Genomic DNA, 14,844 nt, shown 5'->3' on the forward strand with positions numbered 1-14,844 from the left:
CGCGCTCATCCTGACCGCCAGCCCCCAGCTGGTGCCTTTCGGCAGTGATGGTCACCAGCCCCGCCCCCGCCGCGGGGCTTCGTCGTACCCCCACATCGCCCGAAAGGCATCCACCATGTCCAGCCAGAACGAACTCCGCGAGGCGCTCACCGCTGCCGGTGCTGCTCCGCTCGTACCCACGATCGTCGACCCGATGCTGCTGGAGTACCAGCGCCGGTACTCGCCCCTCACCCGGGCCATCCAGGCCCGCAAGTGGGACTCCACGGTGTACTACTTCAACCAGCGGAGCCAGCGAGCCGGCGGCGGGTTCGTGACCGACGGCGGTGCCCGCCCGGTCTCGAACAGCACGTACCAGCAGAACGCGTTCACGATCCGCAACATGCAGGCCGTCGGTGCGGTCACCGGCTACTCCCAGGCTGTCACCCGTGGCCTGGTCCAGGACCTGAAGCAGCAGGAAATCGAGGGGTCCATCCAGGGCCTGTACTGGGACATCGAGAACGCCATCCTGTGGGGTAACTCCAACTCGACCCAGTACGGCGCGTACCCCCAGTTCGACGGGCTCGACACGCTCGTGTCGACGTACTCCGGCAATGGCCAGAACGCGATCGACTTCAACGCCGGCATGTCGCTGGGCGCCCTCGACAAGCTGATCGACATGGTGGAGCAGCAGGCCGCCATGGCGGTCCAGGACGCAGCCTGGATGCTCGTCATGTCGCCGACGGCGGCGTCGAAGGTCTCTCAGCTCCTGCAGAGCGCGCAGCAGTTCATGGACAGGGTTGACGTCGCGGGTGGTCTCAACGTCATGAGCTACCGGAACGTGCCGATCATCAAGAGCTCGTTCCTGTCGGCGCGCGGCTACGGGATGGGGACTGTCACCACGGCGACGGCCACCACCGGCGGCACCCTCGCAGCGGCCACGTACTACTACCAGGTGGTGCCCGTCATCGCACGTCAGGGCGAGATCCAGCCGTCGACCGAAGTGTCGCAGGCGACCACCGGCGCGACCTCGACCGTGACCCTCTCGTTCAGCACTCCCACGGGCCTCGACGGCTCCCAGCCGAACCTCTACAAGGTCTACAGGTCCACGGCGACTGGTACCGAGACGCTCCTCGGCTACGTCGATGCCGTTGTCGGTGTCGGTGCGGACGGTGTCACGCCGGTCCTGACCGTGTCGATCGTCGACGACGGCGCCAAGCTCACCCCCAAGAACGGCTCGACCGTCCCCGCCACGGTCCCGGCCACCTACGTCGGCACCAACGCGTCCGCCAAGCCGTCGGCGGCGGGCCAGGAGAACATCTACCTGATGTCCCGCGACCCGAACTTCGTGGTCCGGCCCTACGTCCGGGAGCTCACTCCGCTCGACGTCTACCCGACCACGGCGAGCCCGGACACGCTGCCCTACGCCATCGTCTCGGACACGACGCTGGCCGTGCGTGCGCCGCGCTACCTGGGCCGGCTCGGGCGCGTCACCACGACCCTGTCCAGCTGACCCCCTGGCGCGTCGACCACCAAGTCGGCGCGCCCCCAACCGCAAGGAGGAGTCCCCTTATGGCTCTCATCCGCAAGGCCGCAGCGGGCAGCGACTCGCACGGTCACGTCTGGGATTGCGACGGCGCGGTCGTCGAGATCGATGACCCGGACCAGATCGCCGCGCTCATGGCGATCCCCGACGCCGGCTTCAGCGAGGTCACGCCGAGCGGCAAGGCCGAACCGGCGCCCGCTGCCCCCGACCCCGCGGAAGACGACAGCGACGACGGCGCGGACCTCGCGGCCGACGAGATCGCCGAAGTCGACCCCAAGGACGAAGACGTCGAGGCGCCGAAGGCCGCCGCGAAGAAGACGGCGGCCCGCAAGACGACCGCCAGCAAGCCGGAGTAACCGATGGCTGCGGACTCCCCGGTACCGCTCGCCAGCGCGTCCGACATGGCGGCCGGGCAGTTCGCCGACCTGGTCCGCGACTACAGCGCCGACGCCCTCGCCCAGCTGATGATCGAGTCGACCCGGCAGTGCGAAGGGATCGCAGGCCGCCGGCTGGCCCCGTTCACTGGCGTTCCGGAGTCGCATCGGGCGACGGGCATCGACCCGGACGAGCTGTCCGGGTCCGGGGCCAGGCCCATGGACCTCGCTGGGACCGTCGGGCAGTCCTACGCCAACGCGTTGGGCAGCACCGGCGACCAGGTCCGCCACGTCTGGCTGTCCGAGTACGCGCCCCGCTACCCAGAGATGTGGACCTACTCCTCCCTGCAGGTCACGCTCATTCGGTCCTACGGTGGATCGCAGACGATGACGGCTGCTTCGCTGATCGGCGCGGAGAACGACAGCGGCCACGTCTGGTTCACGCTCGGTACCTACCTGCCTGTCGGCTCGCTGATCCGCGTCGTCTACGGCGGCGGATATACCACGGTCCCCGCAGACCTCGGTCGAGCCTCCAAGCTCTTGGCGGCCAGCCTGGTCCTGGGCGAGATCGATCCGGCGGGAACCCAGTTCGCTCACGACCGTGGCGTCCTCACGGCGCAGGCGGAGGCCATCCTCTGCCGCTACCAGCACACGTAGGGGGCCATGGTGAGCAGCGCTGATGCGGTCGCCCGGGAAGCGGCGTGGCTGACGGCCTTCGATCCCGCGGACGGGCTGCCGGCCTTGCACGCTTCGCAGGGCGGCCCGTTCGATGTGATCCAGGGCTATGTACCGCGGACCCCGCAGCAGCGCCGGACGCAGCTGTACGTCATCCGTCAGCGCCTTCACGAGGTGCGGACTGCGCACGTGCGGAGGATGGCCCGGCACCACTTCCAGCTGCGAATCGTATGGCCGTCGTCGTCGCCGTCAGGGGCGGCGGAGGCCCCTCAGCAGGCCTTGGACGATGCGATCGAGCTGGTGCTGCTGCGGGTCGGCGGCCTGATGCTCGACAAGACGCACGGCGGACGCTTCCTGTCCGTGGCCGAGGACCCCGCCGAGGTCGTCGTCGACTTCGCCGATCCGACCGACTCGCTCCCCAACCGTGCTGATCTCCTCTGCACCGTCAGCTATGCGGCGGACGACCCCGAGATCAACGGCTGACCCTGTTCCTGCTAGCCCCCGGACCGTCTGGCCGGGGGCTTTCCCACGCCCCGACATCGGGAGAGCCCTGTGCGCCAGCGCAACGAGACCGGGGCGGTCTGGCACTTCGCCAGTACGCCCGCCACCGACGACCAGCCCGAGCAGGCGCCGTACAGCGTCGAGCCGGGTGACACCGCCGACTATCCGCAGCTCCTTGATGGATGGACGCCCGTCACCCAGGTCCCGCCTATGACGAAGACCCGCGGCAAGAAGGCCGCCGACGAAGAGGGAGGTGAGCCGTCGTGACGCTCCTCTCCCGGCTCGGATGGATCGGCATCGCCAAAGAGACCACCCAGGGCACATTCGTTGCTCCCACGTTCTATCTGCCGGTCACCAAGTCCGACTTCAACGTCGAGTACACGCAGCTCAAGGACACCAGCGTCAGGGCCAACGACACCAACCTGCAAGGGCTGTACCAGGGCGTCGGGGAGACCTCGGCGAGTCTGGAGATGGCTGCGTACCCCGACGTCCTGGGCTACTTCCTGCGGATGATCGGCCCGGACACCGTCACCGCGGGCGTGTCGACGACCCTGTCGTCGTCCTCGCTGGCCGGTGCCACGTCCATCTCGACGGCCGCCACGATCCCGGCCGGGTCGACGATCCGCATCGACACGGCCGCGAACACGGAGTACGCGATCACCGGCACTCCCTCGGGCTCTGGTCCGTACACGATCCCGATCGCCACCCCGTTGACCGGCCTGACCCTGGCGCACTCCTCGGCGGTGGCGGTCGTCGCCCAGACCACCCACACGTTCAAGCAGTCGACCTCGGTCGCGAAACCCACCTACTCCTTCGTCGACAGCAACGTCAACGAGACGTGGGGATACCCGGGCTGCATGCTGTCCGAGGTCGGACTCAAGATCGACCCGAAGGGCATGGCCACCCTCGACGCCAAGCTGACAGGCTGGATCCCCACGATCCAGACCGGCCTTGCCGCGCCGACCTTCACCGCGCTGCAGCCCCTGCTCGGCTGGCAGTGGGCCATGACCAACGCAGGCAGCTCCTCCACCCGCGGCCTGTCCTACGACCTGACGCTCAAGCGCAGCACGGACGCCATCCACGCCAGCAACGGCTCCCAGCAGCCCCGCGAAGTGTTCTCCGGGGTCCTCGACGCCGACATCAAGTACAAGGCGATCTACGAGAGCACGGCTGATTACAACCTGTACTTGCAGGCCCTGCAGACGCAGCCGACGACGGCCGTCCTCACCCAGCCCGTGACCGCAGGCGGATCGTCGCTGACGCTGACCACGACCACCCCCGGCTGGTCGAAGGGCGGCTACGACAAGGGCGGCACCTACGTCACCGCCGACTTCGAGATCAGCGGCATCTACAACAGCACCGACGCCGGCGCGATCCAGGCCGTCCTGAAGACCTGGACCACCTCCGCGTACTGACCGAGCTCCCTGGCCGTGCCGCACGTGAGGGCGTCACGGCACGGCCAGGGTCTGACGCCCTCGACGCCCTCACTTCTGGAGACGCGCTATGTCTGGCTACACCAACCCCTACGTCCTGCTGAAGTTTCCCGACCTCGGCAGTGACGTGTCCGTACTCATGCGGAACCCGCAACTGCTGCCTCAGAACGTCCTGACCCCCAGGGACGTCCCCCTGGATGAGCACGGGCAGCCCGTCGACCAGCAGGACGCGAACGAGGCGATGTACGAGGTGTTCGCCCGCGTGATCGTCGCCTGGAAGGTCTACGACGGCTCCCAGGCGATGCCACTGGAAATCACGGAGGACGCCGACCCTGTCGCCCTCTTCGAATCGCTTGGTCAGGGCGGCGACCAGCCCCGGCTCGGTGCGATCACCACCGACAATGTCGCCAAGATGCCGATGCGCATCATCAAGAGCGTCATGGAGGAGATTGCCCAGGTCGCGGACCCTCAGTAGGCCCTGGCTCCCCGTACTACGAGGATGTCCTCCTCCCGGTCGAATCGATCATTGAGGGGACATGGGGCTCCGACGACGCCCCAGCTGAATGGGCCGACTTCATCCTGATGAGGCGCATGCACTGGTCATGGGAGCAGCTGCAGGCCACCCCGCTGTACGTGCGCCGGTACTGCCTCGACATCCTCGGCATGGTCTCCGAGCATGAGCGGCAGCAAGCCGAACGGGAGCACGCCAAGGCCGATCGGGCGCGCGGGGGGTGACATGATCGAACTCCGTCCCGGTTTGTTCACCACGCTCTTCACGGAGATAGCGGCAGATGGGCAGCTCAAGTCAAAGTCCCTCCTGACTCAGCTGGCCAACGCGATCGAGCGGCAAGCGAAGGTCAACGCCTCATCGGGCTCGCACCATCGAGGCACTCCCACCCCGGCGAGTCCCGGATCGGGGCCGGCGGTCATCTCGGGAACGCTGCGCCGCTCCATCACCCATACCGCGGTCGCGCCGAGCGGGACGGGCTGGGAGACGAAGGTGGGCACGGGCGCGGGAATCTCCCCGCCCTACGGCCGGACGCCGGCCAGTAAGTACGGCTTGGCCCTGGAGACCGGCCTACGCAACGGCTCCACCTACCCGTTTCTGAAACCAGCTTTCCGGTTCGGGGTAACGGTCGTCGCTCCCCAGCTGTACGTGAGCATCTACCGCGCGGGCTGGCCCCGTATCTGAGCCCCCACCGCCGCTGACGACGAGAGGCGGTGGCCGTGCCTGAAGTTGCCGACCTCTTCGTTCGACTCCGGGCCGAAACGAGCCAGTTCACCGCAGGCATGGCCGCCGCAAGCCGCGGTGGCGAGAGCTTCATGACCCGCATGGGTGGCGTGCAGGGCCTCCTGACCAAAGTCGGTGCCGCCACCACCGTCGTCGGCCTGGCCTTCGTCGCCTACGGAGTCAAGGCGGCCGGTGACTTCCAGCAGCAGATGAACCTGCTGGTCACGGCCTGCGGCGAGTCCCAGTCGAAGCTCAAGATGGTCTCCGACGGGGTCATGTCCCTGGCCCGCAATACGGGTACATCCACCGGTCAGCTCGCCGAGGGCATGTACCAGGTAGAGAAGGCCGGCTACCGGGCTGGCGACGGCCTGCAGGTCCTGAAGGCGGCGGCGCAGGGCGCGCGTGAGGAAGGCGCCGACCTCAAGGACGTCACGAACGCGATGACGTCCGTGATGGCCTCGTATCACCTTGAGGCGTCTGACTCGGTCCGCGTTATGAACGCGCTGAAGACGGCGGCCGGCGAGGGCAAGATGACCATGCAGGAGTTCTCTGCGTCGCTGGCCACGGTCATCCCGATCGCCTCCGCCAACAAGGTCTCTTTCGCCGAGGTCGGCGGCGCCATCGCCACGCTGACCCAGCACGGCACCTCTGCGCGCGAGGCCACCCAGGAACTTGCCTCCACCATCCGCAACCTCGCTGCCCCGAATAACGTCGCAGTGCAGGAAATGCAGAGGCTGGGCCTTTCCTCCACGGACGTGGCGACGAAGCTCGGCGAGCGTGGTCTGACCGGAACGCTAGACCTGCTGTCGCAGACGGTCCTGAGCAAAATGGGCCCGTCCGGCACCCTGCTCCTGAGTAGCTTCAATCAAACGAAGCAGGCTGCAGAGAACGCCCAGACGATGATCAAGTCGATGCCGGCGAGCATTCAGGAACTCGCCCGTTCCTACAGCTCAGGGTCGATCTCGCTGGCCGACTGGCGCAAGGAACTGAAGGCGCTGCCGCCGGAACAGGCGAACCTCCTCAGCCAGTACGCCACCCTGCAGAACAAAGCGAATGGCTTTAGCGCCGAATTGAAAAAGGGCGGGCCAGCCGCTCAGACGTACACCGAGGCCATCAAAAAGATGACCGGCGGCGCCATCGGCCTCAACACCACTTTGCAGCTCACCGGCGAGAACACCGAAGGCTTCAAGGAGCGCGTCGAGAAAGTCGGCCACAGCTTCAACAACGCCAGCAAGGACGTTGAGGGCTGGGCGCTCACCCAGCAGTCCTTCAACGTGCAGATGGGTCGCCTGAAGGAGGCGGTGACCACCGCGGCGATCACGATCGGGCTGAAGCTGATCCCGGTCATCCTCGCCGTGATCACCTACTTCGAGCGGAACAAGCCCGCAGCGATCGCCCTGGCCGTCGTGATTGGCACGATTCTCGTGGCCGCCATGGCGGCCTTCACGGCATCCCTATATGCGATGGCGGCTGCGGCGGCGGTCAACCCGGTCACCTGGATCATTCTGGGTGTCATCGCCCTGATCGCGGCGATCGTCCTGCTGGCCACGCACTGGGACACGGTCTGGGCGTGGATCAAGTCCGTCGCGAAAGCTGCCGCGGACAACATCCTCCGAATCTGGGACAACATCGCCTCGAAGAATGTGGCGATCTGGAATGGAATCGTCGCCGTCATTTCAGGCGCCTGGCATGGCATAGCCTCGTTCTTTGTCGCAGCCTGGCATTTCGTGGTGGATCCGCTCGTCACGGCCTGGAACTGGGCCTCTCGGGTCACGGTCGCCGCCTGGGACGGGATCACTGCATTCTTCCGTCACTGGTGGCCGCTCCTGCTGGTAATTTTCGCTCCGGCGGTTGCGCTTGTCATGTCGATCTGGAATCACTTCCATTCGACGATCGTTGGCACAGCGGTCAACGCCTGGAATATCACGGTTGCATACCTGATACAGGCCTGGAATGCCATAAAGGCTGGCGCGGGCCTCGTTTGGGGCGGAATTCAGGGCGCGATCATCACGCCGATCATGACGGTTTGGGGCTGGCTCGTCTCTGCCTGGAATGCCGTATCCGGCTGGCTGCACAGCAACTGGGGCGGCATCAAGTCCGGCGCGAGCAGCGTCTGGGGCGGAATCCGCGATGTGATCATCAGTCCTCTCGTACAGGCCAACAACATGATCCACGCCACAGTGGACCGCATCGGCGCCACCATCCGCGACAACCTGCGCAAAGCCTGGAGCGACACCAAGAATTTCGCGGCCTCATTCTGGGACATCGGCGTCGCGATCGTTCAGGGCATCGTCAACGGGATCCGCGCCGGCGCCGGCTGGCTGTACAGCAGCCTGAAGAACCTCGCAGCAAACGCCCTGTCCGCGGCCAAGAGTTTCCTCGGTATCCAGTCCCCGTCTCGCGTCTTCGCAGATCAGGTCGGCCGCAACATCTCGGAGGGCGTGGCCCAGGGCATTGACGACCACGCCCACCGGCCGGTGTCGTCCGTGCGGGGCCTTTCTGGGCAACTTGCCAAGCAGCGGATCGCGGTGCCGGCGATCGCCTCCGCCGGGGGCTTCGCGCTTGCCGGCGGCGGTGGCGGCTCCGCCGGACCCACTGCGAACGTCACGGTCATCGTGCACGGCAGCGTCCTCTCGGAGCGCGACCTGCGCGACACGGTCGAGGAGCAGATGCTGCGTCTCGGCATGCGCAACTCGACCACCTACAGCCCCTACCAGCGGTGATCCCCCCGTCGTCGCGCCTCCTGGCGCCCGCCAGTCAGGAGGCGTGATGCCGAATCCCAAGATCTCCACCCTCATCGACGCCTTCACTGCGGCCACGCTGAACACCAGTCTGTGGAACTCGATCACCGGCACGGCCACCCTCGACACCACCGCCGACGTCGTGACCCTCGCGCACCCGACGGTCAGCGGCACCACCAACACCTTCGGGTCGACGAGCCTGTACGACGCGACCAGCAGCAGCGTGTACGCGCAGGTCACGGCCGCCCCCAACGGCAACGGAAACACCAAGACCGCGATCGTCCTGCGCGTCGACGCGAACAACTCCGTCGCGATCCGCGTGGAATCCGGTGCCCTCAAATTCACGCTGCAGACAGCCGGCAGTACCGTCACGACCGGGCTCGGCATCTACGACCCGCACACGCACCGCTGGTGGCGGATCCGCGAATCCGCAGGCACCTGGTACGCGGACACCTCGGCTGACGGCTGCACGTGGACCCAGCGGACGTCCTCCTCATACAGCTGGGCCGCGTCCGCCGTCGCGATGACCTTCGCCTTCCAGACCTCCGCCGGCGCCACTGAGGCGTCGGGCATGACAGCGACCATTAGCCACATCGACACCCCCCTCGGGGGCGGAATCAATCCGAACTGGCCCCTGATCGACGACGGGTGGGGGCCTTACTGGAATGCCAGCAGCGGCGTCCTGAACGACCGCTACGTCGAGCTCAACGATCGCACGCGGGGCGGTGCGGGAATCAGCCGCGGACGCCAGTACGAGCTGGACCAAGTCCGCTCCGGCGAGCTCAACGCGAGCTTCGCCAACACGGACGGCATGCTCGATCCGACGAACGCAACCTCGCCGTTTGCCGGGCGAATCCTCCCGTACCAGCCCTTCCGTAAGCGCGCGCAGTGGCCGCCCACCCCCAATCTCTGCTCGCAGACAGCAGCGACCGGCGGCGACCAGGGCGGATACGCGATCGGCTCCACGCTGACGGCCGACTCCATTTTCAGCGACACGGACGCATCCGGATCCTGCGCCATCACGCTCAGCGCATCAGCCTGGATGGGCCTCACAGTCCTCCAGGCCGGCGTCACGTCAGGCGCCACGGCTTCGGCGCGCATCGGGCACACGACTCAGCCGTCCGTGCTGCCCGGCGCCACGTACACCCTGCAGATGCGGGTCCGGAACGTCACGGCGTCCACATCACTTCAGGTCAAGGCCGGTATTGGCTGGTACAACGCGACGACGGGCGGCACTGCCACCGGCTTCACGTACAGCTCCAGCAGCACCCTGACGGGCTCCTCGACCGCGGCCTGGACGTACATCACGGTCACGGCGACGGCCCCCGCGAACGCGGCGGGCATCGATGTCGGGGTCATGGTCGCCGCGACGGCCGGCGCTACCTGCGCCATTCAGGTTGACGGCTGGCAGCTGGAAAAGGGAGCGGCAGCAACCCCCTGGGCAGCGCCGGGCGCCTGGTACTCCATGTACAACGGCTGGGTTGAGCGCTGGCCTTCAGGCTGGCGTGAGGGCGTCTACGGCACGATCGACCCGACGTGCGTCGATGCCTTCGCCCTTCTGTCACAGGTCAAGCTGTCGGATCCTCTGACCCAAGAGATCAACTCGCACGACCCGCGCTTCCTGTACAAGCTGGACGACCCGCAAGGCTCCGATGGGGCGAGCGATGCCACCGGCAATTTCGGGCAGGCAGAAATCGCCGTCTCCAAATATGGGCCCGGCTCCCTCGTCTTCGGCTCCCAGATCACCTCCAACAGCCCAGGCGGGGGCTTCACCGGCAGCTCCGGAACTGTCGTCACCATCGACAACCCCAACCCGGGCACCTCCATCCCCAGCGCGGCAACGTACCTCAAGCTGGGGCAGGCCGGCATCAATGGCCCAGCCGACCCGACCCTTTGGGTCAGGATGCTGGCGTTCAGGTACACCGGCCCTACACCCACGGCCGCCGCCTACATGTGGACGTCCATGGACGGCCAGCGCTCCGGCGGCTTCCCGTCCGGCTCCAGGATCTGGCTCAGTCTCGACAACACGGGGGTGCCCCGGTTCTGGCTGGCCGGCCCTACAGCGGCAGGTGCCCTCTACGCACCGGCTGGCAGCCCGAATTGCGCTGACGGCAACTGGCACTGGGTGATCTTCGGGTACAACGCGACAACGGCGCAGGCTCTGTTCAGCGTGGACGGAGGAACCTCCGCCTACTACCCGTCAACACCCGCCACCTACACGCCGACCGGCCTGATCAGCGACAATGTCGGCGGATACGTCGACAGCGGCCTCGGCGGTGGCACCTACCAAAACTTCAAGGGCGAACTTGCGTTCGCCGGGGAACTCCAAGGATGGGTCAGCAGCGCCGCCCAGATCACCGGCCTGTACAACGCCTGGAAGAACTCGTTCACGGGCGAGTCCACCACCGCTCGGTACCAGCGCATCCTGAGCTACGGCGGCTGGCGAGGGAAGACCGACCTGCAGACCGGCCTCACTACCTCCATGGGGTCGGCGAATTTCGGGGGTCAGGACGCCCTGTCTGCCCTGCAGTCGGTCGTCGACACGGAGGGAGGCGCCCACTACGCCGCAGGTGACGGGACCCTGGTCTTCCGATCCCGCGCCGCCCGGTACAACGCCACCACGGCTGCGCTGACGTTCGGAGAACGGGCCGATCTAGGCGAGTACTCCTATGAGGAGTGCAAGCTCGACTACGACCCCACCCGGCTCGCCAACGAGGTCACCGTCACGCAGGCCGGCACAGGCCAGGTGTTTGCGGCGCAGGACGCGGCGAGCATCAACGCGTACTTCCCGCGGACCCTGACCCGGACGATCAACAGCTCCTCGGCCACCGAATGCCAGGACGCTGCTTCCTACCTGCTGTCCAGGTACAGGCAGCCGGCCACCCGCGTGACCAGCCTGAAGCTCCACCCGTCGGCCATGCCGGCCCTGTGGCCTGCCGTCCTGGGGCTGGAGCTGGGCACCAGGATCCGGGTCATGCGCCGTCCCCCCAACGTCCCGGCGATCCAGTGCGACTGCTTCGTCGAGTCGATCAAGTGGGACATGGACGATCGCGGCGAGGCGTTCGTCACCCTGCAATGCTCGCCGGTCGACACCACCCCCTACGGCATCTTCGCGAGCTGGCACACGACGCTTCAGTCATCGGTGTCCTCCGGAGTGAGCAGCATCGTCGTCACCGCGAGCGCCGACACCACCAACCCACTCGCCGCCCAGCTGGGGTTCAACCAGCAGATCGTCCTCGGCCAGAACACGACCAACCAGGAGACCGTCACGGTGCTGTCCGTGTCGGCGACTACGGCCGGGTGGACAAGCGCCACGATCGCCCTCACCGCGGCCACCACCAAAGCCCACACTGCCGGCGACCTCATCTGCGAACCGCTGCCCGCCGGCGTCACCGACCCCACCACCTGGGACGTCACCACCCGATTCGACCAGACCGCATTCGCCTACTAGAAGGAGGGGGCCCGCCATGCCACTCCCGGTTCCCACCCCGGCATCGGTGAGCGCCGGCGACTACATCACCGGCGCCCTGTGGAATGCCAGCGTCTACAACGGGATCAACTTCCTGGCCTCCCGCCCGTTCTTTATCGGCGTGCAGACCGTCGTCCAGTCCATCGCCAACGCGACCTGGCAGCCGATCACCCTCGACACAGAGACGGCCGACCCCTACGGCGGGCATTCCACTGTCTCCAACACGTCGAGATACACGTGCCAGGTCGCCGGCTGGTACCGCGTCGGGGGTCGCGTCGCTTTCGCCGCCAACGGCACCGGCAGCCGCGGCGCACGCATCCACATCAACGCGAACTACATCCAAGGAGGGGCCGCCCTGTACGGGGCAGGCACCCTCATGGGCATTCCTGAGGTCGAGCACATCCTCTACCTGAGCGTCGGCGACTATGTCGAGCTCGCGGGCGGCCAGAACTCCGGCGGCTCCCTGTCCACGGCCTACGTCAACGAGGGCGCCAGCGTCATGTACGTCTTCTGGGAGCACGCATGATCACCTGCAAGTGCGGGGAGCCCGCGGTCGTCCAGTGGAGGCGCCGCCCCACCGACGGAGAGCTCACTTCGGCCCGTACCGCCGAGTCTGTCCGCCGCGCTCGAAGCGCGCCTGACGAGCGCATTCAAGCGCCCCTACCGTCGGCCGCCGACACCACGATCCCTGTGTACGCCTGTGCCGATCACGCACTCGCCCCGGCGCTGGCCGCCCTCGTACATCAGGCGACATGCGCCGGCCCGGACAAGAACGGCTCCTGTCCGTGCACCCCGGAGCCGGCGCCTGTGGACTTCCCCGAGGACCCCAGCAAACCGAAACGACGCCTACCGAAGGGCTGGTAGCCATGGGCATCTACGGACAGGACTGGGCCTCGTATCAGGGGACAGAGCCGAGCGTGGCGGGTCTGGACTTCGTCTTCACGAAGATCACGGAGGGGCTCGGGTACACGAGTCCGAAGTGGGTCCGCCAGCGCGACCACGCCAAAAAGACCGGCTTGGTCTGGGGCGCCTACCACTACCCCCACATGGCCAACTCGCCGCGCGAGGAAGCTGACTACTTCCTCGATCAGGTCGCCTGGCAGCCGGGCGACCTGATCGTCCTGGACTGGGAGGGCTACGACCCTGCCAACGAGGGCGTCAGCAAGGCCCGCCAGCTCGCATACAAGGAGGAGTGGCTCCGGTACGTCAAGGGCAAGATGCCGGGCCACCGCGTCGGCATGTACGCCAACGTCGACTACTGGAAGAACGTCGACAACACCGGCTACTGCGGCGACTTCCTGTGGATCGCCACCGCCGGCCGCAAGGCCGGTGACCCCGGGATCAAGTCGAGCTGGATGTTTCACCAGTACGGGGACAACCCCGTCGACAAGGACTACTGCCCCCTGTCCAGCCGCGAGGAGCTTCGCGCCTGGGCTCTGCTTGAGGAGGACGACATGCCCACAGCCCAGGAACTCGCCGCCGCGGTCTGGAAGTACCAGGTGACGAACGCGGCGACCGGACGGCCCGTCGCTGTTGAGGACGTCATGGCCTGGCAGGACAAGATCCACAACACGCAGGTCGAAATCCTCACGCGCCAGAACGCCGCCACCAACGCCGCGATCACCGCGCTCGCCACCCAGCTCGGCCAGCACGCCAACGTCGACACTGCCGCGCTCATCGCCGCGGTCGAGCAGGCCATCGCCGACGCGGTTGTTCACGTCGATGTCAACGTCACCGGCACCCCGACTCCCTCCGCCTGAAAGGCCCTCACATGAACCTCGCCCTCGACCGCGCCTACTGGCTCGGCCTCCTCGTATCCGTGGTGCTCCCGGTCCTCGTCGGCCTGGTCACCACCCGCGTCACCTCCGCCGGCACCAAGGCCGTGCTGCTGCTCGCGCTGTCCACGGCGAACGGCCTCCTCGTCGAGGTCGCCAACCCGGGCCCCGGCTTCGACCTCGGCACCGCCGCGATCCTCTCGCTCGTGGCCTTCGCGACCGGCGTCCTCGCCCACTTCGGCCTATGGAAGCCCGCCGGCGTCAGCGGCAAGGCCCAGGACTCCCTGATCACGGCCAGCTCCGCGCCCCGGAGCGTGTAGGTGAAGTGCCGTGCGGTCCGGCGGCTCAGGCGTCAGCTGGGCCGCCGCGGCACCATCCTCAGCTGCTACGGCATCGTGTGGCTGCTCGTCGGCTGGGGGCAGATCGTCCAGCCGCAACCCGACCAGCGCGGACTGAAGGTAGTGCTGGCCCTGATGCCTCTCACCGCGTGGGCATGGTGCTGGATCGTCGCTGGACTGATCGCATTGGTAAGCGCGTGGGCTCCGCCGGGCCGTGACGCTGCTGGCTTCGTCGCCCTGGTACTCGTCGTAGTGCCGTGGATGACGACCTATCTGGCCTCCTGGCTGCTCGGGGTCTACCCCCGGGGCTGGGCGGCAGCAGCAGTTTGGGCGGCAATCACCGTCCCAATCATGGTGGTGCTGGGGTGGGCAGAGCCGCCCCGGCGGAAGCGAGCGGAGCCTCCGTATGAATGCTGAGACGTGGGCCTCGATAGGCGTGTCGGCGGTGACCGGCGTGAGCGGTGTGTGGGCTGTACGGTCAGCACGCCGCACCCCCAAGCAGGAGCGCAGGGACGATTTCACCGCCGTCAGTGAGCAGCAGGCCGTCGTCGTCGAGCAGCAGGGCAGGGCCATCGAGCGTCTCGAGCGGCGCGTCGAGCAGGGCGAGACGAAGGCTGCAGTCCAGCAGGAGCGGCTCGCCGAGAACGATGAAGCCATCGCTTGGGCCCTGGTCCGCATCCGGGATCTCGTCGCCTACATCCGCAAGTCCGGCGGTGAGCCGCCGGCGTCACGGCCGATGTCCGCCCGCGCGGCTCGCGTCCTCGAGCGCAGCGACGTGTGAGAAC

The 14,844-nt window shown here is 67.2% G+C and carries 15 protein-coding genes; all 15 read left to right on the forward strand.

Annotated elements, in window-relative coordinates:
- Positions 1-115 precede the first annotated feature (115 nt).
- Positions 116-1,489, forward strand: a complete 1,374-nt coding sequence (locus ACIQU4_RS15660) for a hypothetical protein (RefSeq protein ID WP_403730101.1) — start codon at positions 116-118, stop codon at positions 1,487-1,489.
- Positions 1,490-1,548: 59 nt separating this feature from the next.
- On the forward strand, positions 1,549-1,878 hold the full coding sequence (locus ACIQU4_RS15665) for a hypothetical protein (protein ID WP_403730103.1): 330 nt from the start codon (positions 1,549-1,551) through the stop codon (positions 1,876-1,878).
- A gap of 3 nt (positions 1,879-1,881) precedes the next feature.
- A complete protein-coding gene (locus ACIQU4_RS15670; RefSeq protein WP_403730105.1) occupies positions 1,882-2,553 on the forward strand; it encodes a hypothetical protein in 672 nt (223 codons plus the stop codon).
- Positions 2,554-2,559: 6 nt separating this feature from the next.
- Positions 2,560-3,054, forward strand: coding sequence for a hypothetical protein (locus tag ACIQU4_RS15675; protein WP_403730108.1), 495 nt, complete (start codon positions 2,560-2,562; stop codon positions 3,052-3,054).
- A gap of 69 nt (positions 3,055-3,123) precedes the next feature.
- On the forward strand, positions 3,124-3,339 hold the full coding sequence (locus tag ACIQU4_RS15680) for a hypothetical protein (protein ID WP_403730109.1): 216 nt from the start codon (positions 3,124-3,126) through the stop codon (positions 3,337-3,339).
- Positions 3,336-4,487: a phage tail tube protein gene (locus tag ACIQU4_RS15685; RefSeq protein ID WP_403730111.1), complete on the forward strand. Its 1,152-nt coding sequence runs from the start codon at positions 3,336-3,338 to the stop codon at positions 4,485-4,487. Before ACIQU4_RS15680 ends, ACIQU4_RS15685 begins: the two co-directional genes overlap by 4 nt.
- Positions 4,488-4,575: 88 nt before the next feature.
- On the forward strand, positions 4,576-4,980 hold the full coding sequence (locus ACIQU4_RS15690; protein ID WP_403730114.1) for a hypothetical protein: 405 nt from the start codon (positions 4,576-4,578) through the stop codon (positions 4,978-4,980).
- A gap of 116 nt (positions 4,981-5,096) precedes the next feature.
- A complete protein-coding gene (locus ACIQU4_RS15695) occupies positions 5,097-5,240 on the forward strand; it encodes a hypothetical protein (protein ID WP_403730117.1) in 144 nt (47 codons plus the stop codon).
- 1 nt (position 5,241) lies between these two features.
- Positions 5,242-5,697, forward strand: coding sequence for a hypothetical protein (locus ACIQU4_RS15700; RefSeq protein WP_403730120.1), 456 nt, complete (start codon positions 5,242-5,244; stop codon positions 5,695-5,697).
- 35 nt (positions 5,698-5,732) lie between these two features.
- Positions 5,733-8,459 carry a phage tail tape measure protein gene (locus ACIQU4_RS15705; RefSeq protein ID WP_403730123.1) on the forward strand — a complete coding sequence of 909 codons (2,727 nt, stop codon included), beginning with the start codon at positions 5,733-5,735 and terminating at the stop codon, positions 8,457-8,459.
- A gap of 46 nt (positions 8,460-8,505) precedes the next feature.
- Complete coding sequence (locus tag ACIQU4_RS15710; protein WP_403730126.1) at positions 8,506-11,928, forward strand: hypothetical protein; 3,423 nt, start codon at positions 8,506-8,508, stop codon at positions 11,926-11,928.
- A 16-nt stretch (positions 11,929-11,944) separates the two neighbouring features.
- Positions 11,945-12,472 carry a hypothetical protein gene (locus ACIQU4_RS15715; RefSeq protein WP_403730129.1) on the forward strand — a complete coding sequence of 176 codons (528 nt, stop codon included), beginning with the start codon at positions 11,945-11,947 and terminating at the stop codon, positions 12,470-12,472.
- Positions 12,473-12,812: 340 nt separating this feature from the next.
- Positions 12,813-13,706 (forward strand): glycoside hydrolase family 25 protein, encoded by an 894-nt coding sequence (locus ACIQU4_RS15720; protein WP_403730132.1) that lies wholly within the window; start codon positions 12,813-12,815, stop codon positions 13,704-13,706.
- Positions 13,707-13,717: 11 nt separating this feature from the next.
- On the forward strand, positions 13,718-14,041 hold the full coding sequence (locus ACIQU4_RS15725; RefSeq protein WP_403730135.1) for a hypothetical protein: 324 nt from the start codon (positions 13,718-13,720) through the stop codon (positions 14,039-14,041).
- A 424-nt stretch (positions 14,042-14,465) separates the two neighbouring features.
- Entirely contained in the window at positions 14,466-14,840 is a 375-nt protein-coding gene (locus tag ACIQU4_RS15730) for a hypothetical protein (RefSeq protein WP_403730138.1), read from the forward strand.
- Positions 14,841-14,844 lie beyond the last annotated feature (4 nt).

This window comes from Streptomyces sp. NPDC090741, from assembly GCF_044769045.1.
Taxonomy (GTDB): domain Bacteria; phylum Actinomycetota; class Actinomycetes; order Streptomycetales; family Streptomycetaceae; genus Streptomyces.